The organism is Dinghuibacter sp. (genome assembly GCF_035492835.1).
Classification (GTDB): domain Bacteria; phylum Bacteroidota; class Bacteroidia; order Chitinophagales; family Chitinophagaceae; genus Dinghuibacter.
The window spans coordinates 1-15,931 of the sequence record NZ_DATJIY010000265.1 but is presented as its reverse complement, the minus strand read 5'-3'; the positions used below and the strand labels follow the sequence as shown (position 1 = coordinate 15,931).

The 15,931-nt window shown below is 57.9% G+C and carries 15 protein-coding genes; 7 read left to right on the top strand and 8 right to left on the bottom strand.

Annotated features, from left to right (window positions below):
* Positions 1 to 143 precede the first annotated feature (143 nt).
* On the bottom strand, positions 144 to 1,592 hold the full coding sequence (locus tag VL547_RS23275) for a RagB/SusD family nutrient uptake outer membrane protein (protein ID WP_325582536.1): 1,449 nt from the start codon (positions 1,590 to 1,592) through the stop codon (positions 144 to 146).
* 20 nt (positions 1,593 to 1,612) lie between these two features.
* A complete protein-coding gene (locus tag VL547_RS23270; protein ID WP_325582534.1) occupies positions 1,613 to 4,774 on the bottom strand; it encodes a TonB-dependent receptor in 3,162 nt (1,053 codons plus the stop codon).
* Positions 4,775 to 4,985: 211 nt separating this feature from the next.
* On the opposite strand from VL547_RS23270, the gene VL547_RS23265 reads away from it, so the two are divergent.
* The 4 genes from VL547_RS23265 (at position 4,986) to VL547_RS23250 (ending at position 8,843) form a co-directional block, all read left to right on the top strand.
* The gene (locus VL547_RS23265; RefSeq protein WP_325582532.1) at positions 4,986 to 5,567 is read left to right on the top strand and encodes an RNA polymerase sigma factor; all 582 of its coding nucleotides are present in this window, start codon (positions 4,986 to 4,988) and stop codon (positions 5,565 to 5,567) included.
* On the top strand, positions 5,564 to 6,889 hold the full coding sequence (locus tag VL547_RS23260) for a hypothetical protein (protein ID WP_325582530.1): 1,326 nt from the start codon (positions 5,564 to 5,566) through the stop codon (positions 6,887 to 6,889). Before VL547_RS23265 ends, VL547_RS23260 begins: the two co-directional genes overlap by 4 nt.
* A gap of 70 nt (positions 6,890 to 6,959) precedes the next feature.
* On the top strand, positions 6,960 to 7,553 hold the full coding sequence (gene gmk, locus VL547_RS23255; RefSeq protein WP_325582528.1) for a guanylate kinase: 594 nt from the start codon (positions 6,960 to 6,962) through the stop codon (positions 7,551 to 7,553).
* Between the two features lie 24 nt (positions 7,554 to 7,577).
* Entirely contained in the window at positions 7,578 to 8,843 is a 1,266-nt protein-coding gene (locus VL547_RS23250) for a hemolysin family protein (protein ID WP_325582526.1), read from the top strand.
* A gap of 10 nt (positions 8,844 to 8,853) precedes the next feature.
* On the opposite strand, the gene VL547_RS23245 is transcribed toward VL547_RS23250, so the two are convergent.
* Genes VL547_RS23245 through VL547_RS23225 form a run of 5 tightly spaced genes read right to left on the bottom strand, consistent with a single transcriptional unit; the run spans position 8,854 to position 12,569 of the window.
* Positions 8,854 to 9,663 carry an NAD(P)-dependent oxidoreductase gene (locus tag VL547_RS23245; RefSeq protein ID WP_325582524.1) on the bottom strand — a complete coding sequence of 270 codons (810 nt, stop codon included), beginning with the start codon at positions 9,661 to 9,663 and terminating at the stop codon, positions 8,854 to 8,856.
* Between the two features lie 33 nt (positions 9,664 to 9,696).
* Entirely contained in the window at positions 9,697 to 10,014 is a 318-nt protein-coding gene (locus VL547_RS23240; protein WP_325582522.1) for a hypothetical protein, read from the bottom strand.
* Positions 10,011 to 10,814: a TIGR02757 family protein gene (locus VL547_RS23235; protein WP_325582520.1), complete on the bottom strand. Its 804-nt coding sequence runs from the start codon at positions 10,812 to 10,814 to the stop codon at positions 10,011 to 10,013. Before VL547_RS23235 ends, VL547_RS23240 begins: the two co-directional genes overlap by 4 nt.
* Before the next feature lie 6 nt (positions 10,815 to 10,820).
* The gene (locus tag VL547_RS23230; RefSeq protein WP_325582518.1) at positions 10,821 to 11,960 is read right to left on the bottom strand and encodes a cystathionine gamma-synthase; all 1,140 of its coding nucleotides are present in this window, start codon (positions 11,958 to 11,960) and stop codon (positions 10,821 to 10,823) included.
* Positions 11,961 to 11,987: 27 nt separating this feature from the next.
* Positions 11,988 to 12,569 (bottom strand): ACP phosphodiesterase, encoded by a 582-nt coding sequence (locus VL547_RS23225; protein WP_325582516.1) that lies wholly within the window; start codon positions 12,567 to 12,569, stop codon positions 11,988 to 11,990.
* Positions 12,570 to 12,878: 309 nt separating this feature from the next.
* Here VL547_RS23225 and VL547_RS23220 point away from each other — a divergent pair, with 309 nt between their 5' ends.
* The 3 genes from VL547_RS23220 to VL547_RS23210 all read left to right on the top strand — a co-directional run bounded on the left by VL547_RS23220 (position 12,879) and on the right by VL547_RS23210 (position 15,257).
* On the top strand, positions 12,879 to 13,355 hold the full coding sequence (locus VL547_RS23220) for a hypothetical protein (protein WP_325582514.1): 477 nt from the start codon (positions 12,879 to 12,881) through the stop codon (positions 13,353 to 13,355).
* A 342-nt stretch (positions 13,356 to 13,697) separates the two neighbouring features.
* Complete coding sequence (locus VL547_RS23215) at positions 13,698 to 14,204, top strand: hypothetical protein (RefSeq protein WP_325582512.1); 507 nt, start codon at positions 13,698 to 13,700, stop codon at positions 14,202 to 14,204.
* Between the two features lie 78 nt (positions 14,205 to 14,282).
* Positions 14,283 to 15,257 carry a deoxyhypusine synthase family protein gene (locus tag VL547_RS23210; protein ID WP_325582510.1) on the top strand — a complete coding sequence of 325 codons (975 nt, stop codon included), beginning with the start codon at positions 14,283 to 14,285 and terminating at the stop codon, positions 15,255 to 15,257.
* Positions 15,258 to 15,268: 11 nt separating this feature from the next.
* Here the strand turns inward: VL547_RS23210 and VL547_RS23205 are convergent, their stop codons facing one another.
* Positions 15,269 to 15,715, bottom strand: coding sequence for a hypothetical protein (locus VL547_RS23205; RefSeq protein WP_325582508.1), 447 nt, complete (start codon positions 15,713 to 15,715; stop codon positions 15,269 to 15,271).
* Positions 15,716 to 15,931: the final 216 nt, after the last annotated feature.

The window sequence follows — 15,931 nt, the reverse complement described above, 5'->3', positions numbered from 1 at the left end:
CGTTTCGCAAAACGGGGTAAAAGAGGCATCCCACCCCACTGCCCGGGGCCGCGGGCGAAAAGTCGGGACGGCGGCGGAATTGAAAAAGAAAGCCGCCCCCAGAGGAAGGCGGCTGTAACTGGACATGATAGCGCCCGCAATCCTTAGGGATTCGGCGCACAAAGTTGATTATCGACCAGCTCGGTAGCCGATATGGGCCAGATGTAGTTGTTGGCGGTGGGGTCTACCTGCGGCGCCGCCCCTTTGGAGGGGAAGCTGAGGCCCAGGCGCATGAGGTCGGCGCTGCGGAAGCCTTCGCCTAACAACTCGATGTTGCGTTCCTCGACGATAGCGTTGGCCAGGTCGGTCGACGCGGCGAATTGGCCGGCGGTAAAGGTCGTCGTGGCGTCTGACCGCTGACGGACGGCGTTTAGCAGGGCGATGGCCTGGGCGTCCACGGTGTTCGTGCTGCGCACACGGGCTTCGGCCAGGTTCAGCAGTACTTCGGCATAACGGATGACGGTGACCCAGTCGGCATAGGGGGATGGCGAGGGCCACTTGGTGAGCATGGGCACGCTGCCGGTCGTGTTGATGAACTGCCGCCGCGCGTCGGTGGCCGTCCAGGTCGTATGCGCGATGACGCCGTTGGCATTCAGATAGTACTCCGGCGTCGCGCCTCCATTATAGAAATACAACCCGAGCGAGTTTTGCGTACCCGGCGTTTCGGTGGACAGGAAGGGGATCATGAACAGGCTCTCGGCGTTCGGGGCGCTGGAAAAAACGGTCTTTATGTTCACCACGAGGGTGTTGGGCACGCCGCTCGGGGCCGAAAACGGCGCCGCCGCGGGCACCAGCTTGTTCGCCTCGGTGATGACCTGGGCGTAGTTGCCCATGCTGAGGTATACCCTCGTCTTCAGGGCGATGGCCGCGTTCTTGTGGGCCCGGGTACAGTTGTCGGTGGTGGCGGTCGTACCAGTGTAGATGGCCGGTAGTTCAGCCTCCGCGGAATCCAGGTCCGTTATGATCTGCTGGTAGACCGAATCCACGGTACTGCGGCCCAGGTTGTTGTAGCCCGGGGTCGTGATCCCGATCAGGCGCAGGGGCAGACCCGGCTTGCTGCCGTTGCCATCCCAGTAGGGGCGGGCGTACAGCTGGAGCATGTCGTAATAGCAAATGGCCCTGATGAAATAGGCCTCGCCATGGTACTGAGGCGCCAGCGTGGTCCCGACGATGGCGTCCCCCTTGGCCCGCATGCCATCCAGGAAGGTATTGACCTGGTTGATCGTGGCGTAAGCCGCGCCCCACAGACCGGTAACCTCCTGGGCGGTGCCGGTTACGGTGAAGTTCCAGGTCGTAAGACCGGTCACGGCGTTGTTGGTGTTGTTGATGAAGTTTTCCCCCCGGATCTCGTTATAGATAAAATACCGGCCGCCGAGCAGGTTACCGCTCCTGGCCGAGCCGTAAAGACCCTTGACCAGATTCAGGATACGCGAGGCGGTGTTGAAGGCCGACGCGTCGGTGATGCTCGTCGTCGAGACGATATTGAGGGAGTGGCGTTCGCAGGACCCCAACACGAGGAACGCTGCGGCCAGAAAGTATGCGTACTTTTTCATGATGTGCGCTGATTAAATGTTTAGAATCCGACCGTCAGGCCAAAAGTGATCGTGCGCCCGTTGGCGACCGTGTTCCTGTCTACGCCTATGCCCGTGGTCGAGTTGCCGTTGGATGATACTTCCGGGTCGAACCCTTCATATTTGGTGAACATGAGGAGGTTGTTCCCGCTGAGGTACACCCGCAGGCTATTGATGCTCCATTTTTGCGCCAGCGCGTTGGGTATGGAATAGCTGAGTGTAGCCGTTTTGAGCTTGACGAAGTTCCCGTTCTGTATGTTCACATCGATGGGGTTGGCCGATCCGTTGGAAACGTTATCCCCGAAAATGACCCTGGGTACGTCGGTATGGTCCCCGGGATTCTGCCAACGCCTCAGGACGTCGGTGGAGTTGTTCCAGAAGCGCTGGTCCATGGCCGATGCCCTCGTGCCGTCATACACCCAGGCGCCGAACTGGTAGGTCATCAACAGGTCGAGGGTAAAACCCTTGTAGCGGAGGGTATTCGAAAAGCCTCCATAATATTTGGGCATGGAGGGCTTCTGGGTTTGGGGGATGTAGTCCTGCGCCCCGATGGAAGGCGCCTGGCTGCCGTCCTTCAGGTAGGACCAGGTGTACTGTCCGGCTCCGGCGACCTGTTGGTACTCCACCTGGTTCCCCGCCGCGTTGTAAAAGATACGGCGGCCGTTATTTGGATCCACGCCACCGGTGTGTAGCATATAATAGGTACCGATCGGCAAACCCGGTTTGGTGATGTTAGTGATTTCGAGACTGGAGGTGTACGTAATGATGTACGGCACACCAGGGGCGAGCTGCGTCACCCTGTTGACGTTATGCGTCAGGTTCAGCGACAGGTTCCAGCCGAGATCCCGCTTGTTGACGGGGGTGGCGTTCAGGGTCAGCTCGACGCCCTTGTTCCACATCGCGCCCACGTTCTGGGTGACCGAGTTGCCCGGGATACCGGCGGAGGGCGATTGAGGCACGTTCAGGATGAGGTTGTTGATGTTGTTGTAGTAATAAGCGAACTCGCCGGAGACCACGTCCTTGAAGAGCCCGAAATTAAACCCGACGTCGGTCTTGGTGCTGGTCTCCCATTGGATGTTCTTGTTGCCCGCCTGGGTATAGTTCAGCGAGGGGTTGGTATTATAGACCCCCGCGCCGTAAAATGAATAGGCCGCGTAGTCGCCGATACCGTTGTTATTGCCGACGCGCCCGTAGCTGCCGCGAATCTTCAGCGCGCTGAGCCAGCGGGAAGTGGAGGACATGAATTTTTCACGGTAAATGTCCCAGCCCAGGGACCCTGCGGGGAATACCCCGAACTGGTGACCCGGTGAAAAGGCCGAATAGCCGTCCTGCCGGACGCTCACGCTCAGCAAATATTTCTTGTCGAAATCATAGTTCAATCGACCGAACTCCGATACCAGGTAGTCTTCGCCCAGGGAAAGACCCGCGGTGCTGTTGGTGGTATAACCGCCCTGTATGTTGGTGAAGAACGGATCGCTGATCACCGTGCGGTCGAGGCCGAATCCAGTGGTGCTCGTGTATTGCTCTTCAGTTCCCACCAGTACGTCCAGGTTGTGCTTGTTGGCGAAGGTGTGGGAATATTGAGCCGTATTGTCCCATATCCAGCGGCGGTACTTGGTGAGGGTGCTGCTGGCATTGGCCGTCTGGTAGGCGTCGCCCTCGATCGGGTTCTGGAAAATATTGTTGTCGGTGTTCAGGTAGTCGATACCGTAAAGGGTTTTCAACGCCAGCCCCTTGAGCGGGGTCAATTGTAAATAGATACTCGACTGGATGTGGTTGTTCTCGGTATTTTGATGGTCCAGGTCGATGATGGGCTGCGGGTTGTAATAGCTGATGCCACCGTCGGGCAGCTTGTTGTTCATCGGCCCGATGGCATTCCCGTTCAGGTTGTAGGAACCGTCGTTGTTGTACTGGGAGATGTTCGGCGGAAGGATGAGCGCGATACGCCCCAGACCAGCCGTTGCATAGGCATTGCCAGAGGTCGAACCATTATTCTCGGCGGCATTGTTGACCTCGTTGGAATAGTTGGCCGTGAGCCCCAGGGTGATCAGCTTGTTGGCGCGGTGGTCCATATTGAACCGGAAAGACTTCCGTGAAAAGTCGTTCTTGACGATGATGCCTTCCTGGAATGTGTAGTTCGCCGACAGGTAGTAATTGGTCGCGTCGTTGCCTCCCTGCAGGCTGACCGTATGGCTGTGGGATATGCCCGACCGGTAGACCACCTTGCTCCAGTCGGTGTTGATCTCCTTACCATCGGGGCCGTTGGTGGGCAGGTACTGGTCCGTGAGCGGAGCCCGGCCGGCCGATACGCGCTGGGCATTGTCATTGGCGATGCCCTCGTTTTTCACCGTCATATACTGATCGGCATTCAGCATTTTCCATAGGTGATAGGTGTGGGTATAACCCACCCAGGCGTCATAGGTCACCCGGGTTTTGCCGGCCCTGCCGCGCTTGGTCGTGATAAAAACCACGCCGTTAGCCGCGCGGCTCCCGTAGATAGCCGTGGCGGCGGCGTCCTTGGCGACGTCGATGCTTTCGATGTCGTTCGGGTTGATGCTCGACAGGACGTTTGCGGAGGCGGTGGTGCCGCTGGCGTCTCCCGTAAAAGAAGGCACCCCGTCGATCACGATCAGCGGGTAGGAGCTCAAGGATATGGAGTTGACCCCCCTGATCCGGAAGACGGGCGGGCTGTTCACCACGCCGCTTTGCTGGACGATCTGCACGCCCGGCGCCCGGCCTTGCAGGACGGCGTCGAAGCTCGGCAGCGGCTTGTCGGCGATGGCCGCGCCTTTAATACTGGCGACGTTTCCGGTCAGGTCCTGCTTCTTCTGGCTGCCGTAGCCCACCACTACAACTTCTTCCATGCTGTGGCTGGCGGTACGTAACCGGATGTTGAACTCCGTCCTTTCACCCAGCTTGACCTCCACGGGCAACAGGCCCACCGCCGAGAAGGATAGGGCCCTCGCCGACTTGGAAACTTGAAGCGAAAAGCTCCCTTCAGCATCCGTCACCGTTCCCTTGGTGGTGCCGACGATAATAACGGATGCGTTGGGTACCGGGACCCCGTTTTCATCCATTACTTTTCCTTTAATTTGATGGGATTGGGCCAAAATATGGCCATAAAGCAGGAATAGACCTGCAAATAGCAAGGTAAACTTTCTCATGTCTGTAGTTTTTAAGTACTCTTACGTTGAATTTTCAATATAAAAAATAAAACTAATAAAGTCAATAACTAGATAAGATTATTTTACGGGCGGTAGATCGGCGGTAGCCCGGCGGAAGACCGGACGCCAGATTTAACAAATCCCTGCACCCAGCGAAAGGGTCAGTGGAGTCGTTAACTTTGATGTATATGATAACTTGCAGCCTCGGCCAATGAATCCCGGACAAATCCAAGAATGGGTAGAGGGTTGCCTTCGGGACGACAGACGTTCCCAGGAGCTGCTTTACAAGCATTTTTTTCCTGTGCTATACAGGATATGCCAACGCTATTGCCAGGACGATATGGAAACCATGTCGGTCCTCAACGACGGCTTCCTGAAGGTGTTCACCAAAATCCATAAATACAATTCCAGCCTGGGCGCGGTGGAGGCCTGGATCAAGACCGTCGTCACCCACACGGCCATTGACTATGTAAGAAGCCGCAACAGGAGGGCTTTTCAGGTGGTTCATCTAGAAAACATAGGGGAGCTTCCGGTAGAGGAGGCCCCCTTGTCCGATCTAAACCCGGACGTGCTCCTGCAGGGTATCAGACGCCTGCCGCAGACAACCAAGACGGTGTTGAACATGCACCTTTTCGAAGCCTATTCGCACAAGCAGATAGCGGATACCCTGGGCATCAGCGAGAGTACGTCCCGCTGGCACCTAACGGAAGCGAGGAAGAAGCTGCGACAATATTTCTCAGAAGGAGGCGATTCGGTAGCGGACGCCCCCAGGAAAAAAAATATGTACTCATGAGGGACGAATTGTTTGACCACCTCAAGCACAAGCTGGCCGAAACGGAGATCCCCGATCCCGGTCAGGGATGGCAGTTGATGAGCTCACTGCTGGACGCCACCACCCGTCCCAAACCGGTGCGTGTCCTTTACCGCTGGTACGCCGCGGCGGCCTGTCTCGTGCTGGCAGGCGCCGCCTGGGCAATTATACACGAGGCTCGTACGGGTATGAACCCCTCGCCCACCGCGGTAGCGCATAAAGCCGGCGATTCGCCGGCCGTTACCGCCGCACCGCCGGTTACCGTTCCGGAGACTACCAACAAGGATTTTGGAAACGCCACGGGGCCCAACGAGGCGGCTACGGCCACGGCGCCTGCCACCGGCGGTGCACCAGCCGCCGTCAGTCTTTCCGATGCCCGTCTTTCCGATGCCCGCGTTAACACCGCCCATACGCCGTCGACGAACCGCGTCGAAACGAATACCGGCGAGACCCGGCCGTCAACCGTTCCCGCGTCGTCCGATGACGCTGTCGCTTCGCTTTCGGGTATGTCCGCAGCGGCGCCCTCCGTCACCCGGGAACCGCTAAAGAACGCCCTGTTGCACGCGCAACCCCTGTCGAGCTCGCTAAAGACCCTTGCCCCCACCACGGGGCCGCTGCATCCCGCGCGCCGCAGCCGCTGGGGCCTGGACATCGGCATCGGCGCCAACTTTCCCGGGAGCATGCGGAGCATAAGCGTCAATAATCAGAACCGTTTCGAACCAGGTTTATATCCCACCGTATCCGCCCGCTACCGTGTGACCTCCCGGCTCAGCCTGAAGGTCGGCGTATCCGGTCCTTCGCCCGTGGCATTTACCCGGACCCTGTCGCAAAAAAACCTGACCGTGATCGATACGCTGGTAAACGCCTCGTATGCAGCGCCGGTTACCGCTTCCACCACGAAGATCGGCCGGTTGCTCTATGTGGACGTTCCCGTATCGGCGTCCTGGATGGTCGTCCCCCACCTGAACCTGGTGGCGGGCGTGCAATACTCAAAGCTGCTATCACAGCAACAGGACAGCCGATCCACCGAGTACGCCGCGTCCCGGCTCTATTCCTATGCTCCCGCGGCGGCAACCAGCCAGCCGACGCCGATGATGCAGACCATCAAGGGCGAAGAACCGAGCATCCGGAAATCGGACATCCGCTACCTCGTCGGCGCCGCCTACACCTGGAAACGGTTTAGCGCGGAGGTCGAGTACCAGGCAGGGCTCCAGCACTCCGCCAGCCAGGTAGACAACCAGGGGAACAAGATCGAGAGCCATACGAGTATCGCAAAAATGCAGATCATGTACCGGCTGAAGTAAAGAGCGCCACCGCTCAAGCAAAAGGGCGCCCGCGGCGCCCAGGCCCGTTTTTTTTTCCGTTATTTGCTGGATGGATATGAGCGCCCAGCAACCCATCGTCATCTTTACCGCTCCCTCCGGAGCGGGCAAAACATCCATCGTCCGTTACCTGTTGGAGCGGGTGCCCCAACTGTGCTTTTCCATTTCAGCCGCCACCCGGCAGGCGCGAAAGGGCGAAGTGAACGGGAAGGACTATTATTTCATGCCAATGTCCGAGTTCCAGCACTACATCCAGGAGAACGCCTTTGCCGAATGGGAAATGGTGTACGAAGGGAAGTACTACGGTACCCTTCGCCGGGAGCTCGAGCGCATCTGGACCGCCGGAAAGGTGCCCGTCCTCGATATAGACGTTAAGGGCGCCATCCACGTCCAGCAACAGTATCCGCAACATACGTTTTCGGTCTTCGTAAAACCGCCCAGCGTCGCGGAACTCCGCAATCGCCTGGAAAGCCGCGGGAGCGAAACCCCGGAATCCCTGGAAACCCGGCTCAGCAAGGCGGAATACGAGCTTTCCTTTCAGGATCACTTCACAACCATTGTCGTCAACCAGTCCTTGTCACAAGCCTGTGCCGAAGCGCTGGTGAAGGTAACGGCCTTTTTGCACGCGTTTTACCCTCAGATATAAAAAAAACGGTATTTTTAGTATCATATGGATGTATCCTACATCATCGGCATCGCCGTCTCCTTATTGCTAACCGGTTTTTTTGCGGGCATAGAAACAGCCTTTTCTTCCGCCAACAAGCTCTCGATCGAGCTGAAGAAGAAACAGGGCCTGTCCAGCGGTCGTATTCTGTCCCAGTTCCTGGAGGAGCCCGCGCGGCTGGTCGCTACCATCCTCGTCGCCCTGAGCATACTCGTGGTTATTTATACGTTGTTGGTAGACCGTTTCCTGGCGCCTTTCTGGAAAGCCCTTCCCAGCCCGGCCCAAAGCATCTATGTCCGTCTGCTGGCCGAGTCGTTGGCCTCCACGATCCTTTTCCTTGTGGTCGTTTTTTTGTTCACCGCGCTTTTCCGGGCAAAAAGGGACTACCTGCTCCCGTTCTTCGCACGGTTCATCCGGTTCTCCTTTCGTTTTCTTTACCCCATCGCCGCCTTTTTCGTGTTCATTTCCGAATGGACCCTCAAATACCTTTTTGACGTAAGGGATACCGAGCACAAGGAGCTTTTTAGCCGCCCCGACCTGGAAAGCTTTATCCAGCAGCGCGAGCAATCCTCCGACGATCCGGGCGGCGTCCAGGAGCTCAACAAGGAGCTCTTCGAAAACGCCCTTTCGCTGCCCTCCATGCGCGTCCGCCAGTGTCTGGTCCCGCGCAGGGAAGTCGAAGGGATAGAGAGGAACACGCCCATAAACGACGTCCGTCAAAAGTTCATCGATACCCAGCTGAGCAAGCTGGTGGTCTATGACCAGAACATCGACAACATCCTCGGCTATATCCACCAGCTCGACCTCTTCAAAAACCCGGGGGACATCTCCGCGGTCCTGCTGCCCATCCCCGCCGTTCCCGAAACCATGAGCGTCACCGACCTCATCAACAAGTTCACCCTGGAGCGCAAAAGCATCGCCTGGGTCGTGGACGAGTTCGGCGGCACCTCGGGGATCGTCACCATGGAAGACCTGCTCGAAGAAATCTTTGGCGAAATCCAGGACGAGTACGACACCGAAGAGTTCGTCGACAAACAGATCGCCGAAGACGAGTATATCTTCTCCGGACGTCTCGAGCTCGACTATCTCCGCGAAAAATACAATCTCGACTTCCCCGAAACCGAGTCCGAAACCCTTTCGGGCTATATCATCAACAAATACGAAACCATCCCCAAGGTGAAGGAGCGGATCATCATCGATCACTATGAGTTTGACATCTTGCAGGTGTCGGATACGAGGATCGAGATGGTGAAGCTGAAGATCCTAAAGTAGCGCGGCTCGTCTATAGGAATAAGTCCGGGGCCAGGGGATGTGTGGGATCGACGGCGTATTTGGCGAAGTCGGCTATGCCGGCGGCGCGCAGGACATCTTCATCGATAAAATGGTTCCCGGTGCACTCGCGCGCGGGGCGCGATAGAATTATCGCGGCGGCGTCGGCGACGATCTCCGGGATGCGGCTCATCGCGACGAGGGCATCGCCGCCCAGCAGGTTGCGGACGGCGGCGGTGGCGATGGTGGTGCGGGGCCAGAGGGTGTTGGAGGCGATGCCGGCGGACGCGAGCTCGGCGGACAGACCGATGGCGACCATGCTCATGCCAAATTTGCTCAGGCTATACGCCAGGTAGGTGCCCAGCCAGCGCCGATCTTCGGTAAGCGGGGGGGAAAGGGTCAGGATATGGGGATTGGGGGCGTGGCGCAAATGCGGTATACACGCCTTGCTCACAAAAAAGGTACCCCGGACGTTGATCTGGTGCATGAGGTCGAAGCGCTTGGCTTCGGTCTGTTCGGTATTGCTGAGACCGATGGCACTGGCGTTGTTGATGAGGATGTCGATACCGCCAAAACGGGTCACGGCGGCTTCCACGGCGGCGTTGATCTGGGCTTCGTCGCGTATGTCGCAAACGACCGGAAGCGCCTGACCGCCCGCGCGCTCGATCTCTTCGGCAGCGGTGTAGATGGTGCCCTCCAGCTTGGGGTGCGGCGTTTCGGTTTTGGAAGCAACGACGATATTGGCGCCGGTGGCGGCAAGCTTCAGGGCGATGGCTTTACCGATGCCCCGGGAGGCGCCGGTGATGAAGGCGGTTTGCGGCATAACAACGTTTTAAAGCGACGCTCGGGTCGCGGTTTACCATTTATCTTCTTCCGGAATATCCTTTCCCGGGCGCGTGTACTGCTTTCTCACGCGCACGATCTGCTCCACGCGCTCGAGCATCAGGGACGCCATGATCCGACCCGCATCCTCGCCTCCGGCCGCGGCCAATGTCGCCTTTAGCCGCGCCTCCGGGACATCCACGCGATACAGCAGCTGTACCAGGCGGGGGAAGTCGTGCACGAGGAGGTCGTTGCAATAGTCCGTCAGCCAGTCGAGCAGCGCGGCCTCCCCGGAGGGAACCGGCGAACCGAGGCTGTTTTCGAGCCATTGTATGACGTCGGCTTGCATCATATACTTTCGGTGACGCCCAGTCCGAAAAGCGCGAAATCATACTTTACGGGGTCGGCCGGGTCGAAAGCACGGAGAGCCTCCGTCACCTCCAGCGCGGCCTTCCAATCCACGACGTTCCGCTGGAGCAACCCGAAATGCCGGGCCACGCGGGCGACGTGGAGGTCCACCGGACACACCAGGGCCGAGGCCGGGATACGACGCCACACGCCGAAGTCGACGCCCTTGCCGTCGTTACGCACCATCCAGCGCAGGAACATATTGATCCGTTTGCACGAGGCGTTCTTCGCCGGTGACGCGATGTGCTTGCGCGTGCGGCCGGGGGCGTATTCCAGGGAGAAGAACGTGTCGTAAAAGCCGTTGAGGGCCGCCTCGATCGGCGCGGCCGGCCCCGCGGCGTCCCCCCCGAGCGCCACCGGCGCGGCGAAGCCGCGCAAAAACGCTTCCTCGAGCGATGCATGTCGCGCATAAAATTGCGCGAAGAACTCGATGAAGTATAGGAGGTCCGTCGTATTGAAGGTGCGGTGCTTGAACGTCATCAGGCGCTTGAGGTCCGACGGCTGGTGTCCGCGCACAAAGTCATAGGGCGCGTCGTCCATCAGCTCCATGAGCTGGGACGACTTCCGGATGATGATCTTCCGGTTGCCCCAGGCAAATATGGCCGCGAAAAAACCGGCTATCTCTATATCCTGCAAACGCGTGTAGCGGTGCGGGACGGATATGGGATCGTCCTGGATAAAACCGGGTTGGTTGTACAACCGGACCTTCGCGTCGAGGAATTTTTTGAGCTGAAGAGCAGTCATAGGCGTCTATCCGATCGCCTGGTCGAGATCGGCGATCAGGTCTTCTACATTTTCAATACCTACGCTCAGGCGGATCAGCGAATCCAGCAACCCGCCCCTGACGCGGTCTTCCCGGGGGATGGACGCGTGGGTCATCGAAGCGGGGTGACCGATGAGCGACTCGACACCGCCCAGGGATTCCGCCAGCGAAAAGAGGTGAGTGGAGCTGAGCACCTTGATAGCGGGCTCCATGCGGTCGTCCTTGAGGGTAAAGCTCATCATCCCGCCGAAGTCGCGCATTTGACGGCGCGCCACTTCGTAACCCGGGCTGTCTTCGAAACCGCACCAGTGCACCTTGCCTACCTTCGGGTTGTTGCGCAGCCAGTGCGCGATGGCCCGGCCGTTTTCACAATGCCGCTGCATCCGGACGTGCAGGGTCTTCAGCCCGCGTAATACCAGGAAGCAGTCCTGGGGGCCGGGGACCGCCCCGCAACTATTCTGGATAAACCGCAGCCGCTCTTCCAGCGCGGGGTCGTTGCCGATGATGCAGCCATGCACCACGTCGCTATGGCCGCCCAGGTATTTGGTAGCGGAATGCACCACCAGGTCGGCCCCGAAAGCCAGCGGATTCTGCAGGTAAGGGGAGGCGAAGGTATTGTCCACGCACAGCAGCGCGTTGTGCTTCTTAGCCAGCGTCGCCACCGCCGCGATGTCCGTGATCGTCATCATCGGGTTAGTCGGCGTCTCCGTCCAGATTAACCGGGTGCGGTCGTTCAGCACCGGTAGCAGCGACGCCGGGTCCTGCATATCGACGAAGTGAAAACGGAGTCCGTATTTTTCGAACACCTTTGTAAAGATGCGGTAGGTACCTCCGTACATATCGTTTGCCGCGATGACCTCGTCACCGGGCGAAAGGAGCTTCAGGATGGCATCCGTCGCCGCCATGCCGGAAGCGAAGGACAGACCCCAGGAGCCGCCCTCGATCGCGGCCAGCGCCTGCTGGAGGGCGTCGCGGGTGGGGTTTTGCGTGCGCGCGTATTCGTAGCCTTTGTGCTGTCCCGGCGCCGCCTGTACGTAGGTGGACGTCTGATATATGGGCGTCATGATCGCGCCCGTCGAGGGATCGGGTCGCACTCCGGCATGGATAAGTTTGGTTTCCAGTCTCATAGTCTTGTCTTTAACTAGGCAAAAGTATTATAAAGCAAAGTGTTTCCGCGTATAGGCTTCCAATTCGGGGAAAAATTTACCATAGCTCTCCGCGAGCTCCTCGTAGTGTTGCTCGAACAAGGCGTATACCGGCGCGCCGTCAGGGAGGTAGTGCGCCCGCCGGACCATGCCCTCCAGGCTGCGCGCGATGCCTTCCCGGAGAGAATAGTTGTACAGCCAATCGTGCTGCTTCATATAGGCAAAGGTTTGCACAAACCCCGGTGGCAGATAGGCGGCCGATTCTTCCAGGGTCTTATATACATGCCGGGCAAAAGCGGCCAGCGTTTCCGGCGTAAAACGCGTACGGTCGTTTGCCAGGAAGTGATCGTATATGATGTCGAGGAAAGCGCCGCTATACCGGCCCACCGCCGGCGCCAGGAAACCCCGGGCCGCCCGGAAAACGGGATGCGTGTCCGTGAAGTCGTCTATGAGGCGGTGCAGCTTGATACCGTGTTGTATGCCTGTAGGATATGCCTCCCAGGCTTTTCCCTTGACGAAGTCGCTGATCACGTTGCCCACGAGGACAGCATCGGTGTCAAACGATAGGTATGCGTGGGCCAGGAAATTCATACTACAATGTACACCTAAAGCACAAGACAATTTCTATTGGCCGCCCTTTCATTCATCCCATCTACGAAAACCATCGTTGTAGTTTAACACAAGATTAACCTTGTCATAGTAACAAAGTAATATTAGCCTGTAAACCTTACTGGAAGGGCATTTCACGTGTCGGAGGCCGTTGTTTTGCGGAGCGGATGATAAACGATCTTATCCAGTATGCACGTGTGCGTGACCTACGGTACCATTTATCCGCTTGGTTTCCCGCAAAACATCAACTTTGTTACTGAAATCTGTTATAGCCATTTAAAATTAATAGCCATGAGTCTCATTATCCATCACACCGCCAAGAAGATCGGCCTCAGCCTGCTGCTCGCCGCTTCCATCAGTTCCTACACCCTCGCCGCCCCGGTAAGGGATGTAAATGACAAAGCCAAAAAGTCCTTTGTCAAGAATTTCCCTTCCGCCGAGTCCATCAACTGGACCGAAAGCAAGAACGGGGATACCTACACCGCGTACTTCCGCCAGTATGACGTCAAAACCGTCGCCAATTTCGACCACGACGGCCAGCTCATCAGCGTGCTCCGGTACTACGGCGAAGACCGTCTCCCGCTTACCGTCCTGGCGCTGCTGAAAACCAAGTACTCCGACAAAACGATCTCCGGCGTAACCGAGTTTTCAAAGAACCAGAACGAAGACGTCGCCTACTACATCAAGTTGGAAGACGCCAAATTCTGGTATACGGTAAAGGTCGTTGGTAACGACATGGAAGAAACCGAAAAGCTTGACAAGCAATAAAACGGATCAATAACCTTTGTGCACAAGGGGCGGCCATGCCGCCCTTCTTTTTTGCCCTCCGGCGGGCCGCCGCCCGGCGAGTCGGCCATTCGCCCGTGGGGCGCCGGCCCGCGCCCGACACGCCATTCGCCCGGAGCTCCAGTTTAACGCAGTTTTAACCCAGGCGCGATAAACCTGCGGCGAAACAATCAACTTGCTGAACTATAACCGCTTGCCCAGCGCCTAGGGCTATATGGCCGTGACGCCGCCCGGGCGGTAACCACCTGCTGGCCCCTATAGTCCCTTTCCCGAAAAACGCATGGTATCCCTTTTGACCTTTGTACCACAGCAAAACGATATACCATGACAAACACAATGCTTGAGACCGCTCTTGGTCTCCTCATCACCATCGGCGGGGTATCGGCTTCCGCCGCTCCCGTTACCTTTCACACCGCCCCCATCACCACTCACACAGCCTACGTCACCCAGGCCGCGATAGACGAGCTGACCGAAGCCTTCCCCAGCGCCAAAAACGTGCAATGGAAGGGTGCGGATGAAGAAGGCGTCTTTACCGCGTATTTCGTGGTCGGCTCGGTGAAGACCACCGCCAATATCGATAAGGACGGGAAGCTCCTGACCTTCTTCCGGTATTACGATGCGGGCAACCTGCCCGACCGGATCCGCACCATCCTTGCCGACCAGTTCCCCGGCAAGGACATCCAGGGCATGACCGAAATGGTGGATGATACCAGCCCCGATGGGACGGAGGTGACGACCTACCAGGGCACCCTGGAGGACGCGCAACACATCTATAAGGTGCGCCTCGACGGACGGAAGGCGAAGATCACGGATACGCTGGACAAGCAATAGCCGCGCTTTTGGCGGCGGTGCAAATTTAACCCGCCGCCGCCGCCAAAACCCTTACATTTGCGGCTCAAAAACACGCATATGTCCAAGGGTCCCATCTCTCAGTTCATCCAACACCACTACCGCCACTTCAACGCGGCGGCGCTGGTGGACGCTGCCAAAGGATATGAAGCCCACCTCGATGCCGGGGGCAAAATGATGGTCACACTGGCCGGGGCCATGAGCACCGCGGAATTGGGTTTGTCGCTGGCTGAAATGATCCGCCAGGATAAGATCCAGATCATCTCCTGCACCGGCGCCAACCTGGAAGAAGACGTGATGAACCTGGTCGCGCACTCCCACTACAAAAGGGTGCCCAATTACCGGGACCTGACCCCCCAACAGGAATGGGACCTCCTGGAAAATCACTATAACCGCGTCACGGATACCTGCATACCCGAGGAAGAGGCCTTCCGGCGGCTGCAAAAACACCTCGTCAAGGTGTGGAAAGACGCCGAGTCCAAAGGCGAACGCTACTTCCCCCACGAATTCCTTTATAAGGTCGTCCTTAGCGGGGAGCTTGAGCAATACTATGAGATCGATCCGAAGGACAGCTGGATCGTGGCCGCCGCCAGGAAGAACATTCCCATCGTCGTTCCGGGCTGGGAAGACTCCACCACCGGCAACATCTTCGCCAGCTATGTCATCAAAAAGGAATTGAAGGCGTCTACGGTAAAAGGCGGTATCGAATACATGGCCTGGCTGGCCGACTGGTACCGTGCGAACAGCGATGGAAAGGGGGTGGGCTTTTTCCAGATCGGCGGCGGCATTGCCGGCGACTTCCCGATCTGCGTGGTCCCCATGATGTACCAGGACCTCGAATGGCATGACGTCCCCTTCTGGTCTTACTTCTGCCAGATTTCCGATTCCACCACTTCTTACGGTTCGTATTCCGGCGCCGTTCCCAACGAAAAGATCACCTGGGGCAAGCTCGGTATCGACACGCCGAAGTTCATCGTGGAAAGCGACGCAACGATCGTGGCGCCGCTCATGTTTTCGTATATCCTTGGCTGGTAGCCCCCCGCGCCTCAAGGCGTGCGCGCCAGCCGCTCCAGCTTCCAGGCGTCGGGAAGGGCCTTTATCAGGAACAGGGTAAAGGCCACGCGCACCAGCGCGCCCGAAATTCCCGTCGTGACATTCACGCTACCGCGGGCATAGCCGCAAAAGAGGTCTATGCTCCACAGCAGCACATAACAGACCGTGCCTGTGAGTAGCGCCACAAAGGGTTTACGACGCGTATAAAACCCCAGCGCCGCAAACAGCGTCCCCAGCAACAAAATGATCCCCAGCAATTGTAGCGTAAGGTCCTGGTGGGCGTAAGAAATCAGCACCTGCGACACCACCAGCAGCGCCGCAATCCAAAACAGGGTATTCCGTCCATGCCGGACGGTCGATTCATAACCCTGTCGTTGCAGCTCGTCGAGATTGGCTATATGTTCGGTAAGCAGGTCTTCACCGGGCACACGGTTTTCCATAGCGGATTTTTGTTATATGAAAATACGCCTTTCCCCGGAATTGACCGCGCTTTTCTTTCCCCTTGAACAACCCGCTGACCGCCAGTATCCTTACGCCCGCCATCTTCCGCCCTTACGCCGCCGCGCTTCCGCCGCCGCTCGCAACCCGGCCTGCACGACTTCGGTGAGGGGGGGTAGGTGCCTTTTTTCCCCTGTTTTGCGAAAAGTTTCGCAAAA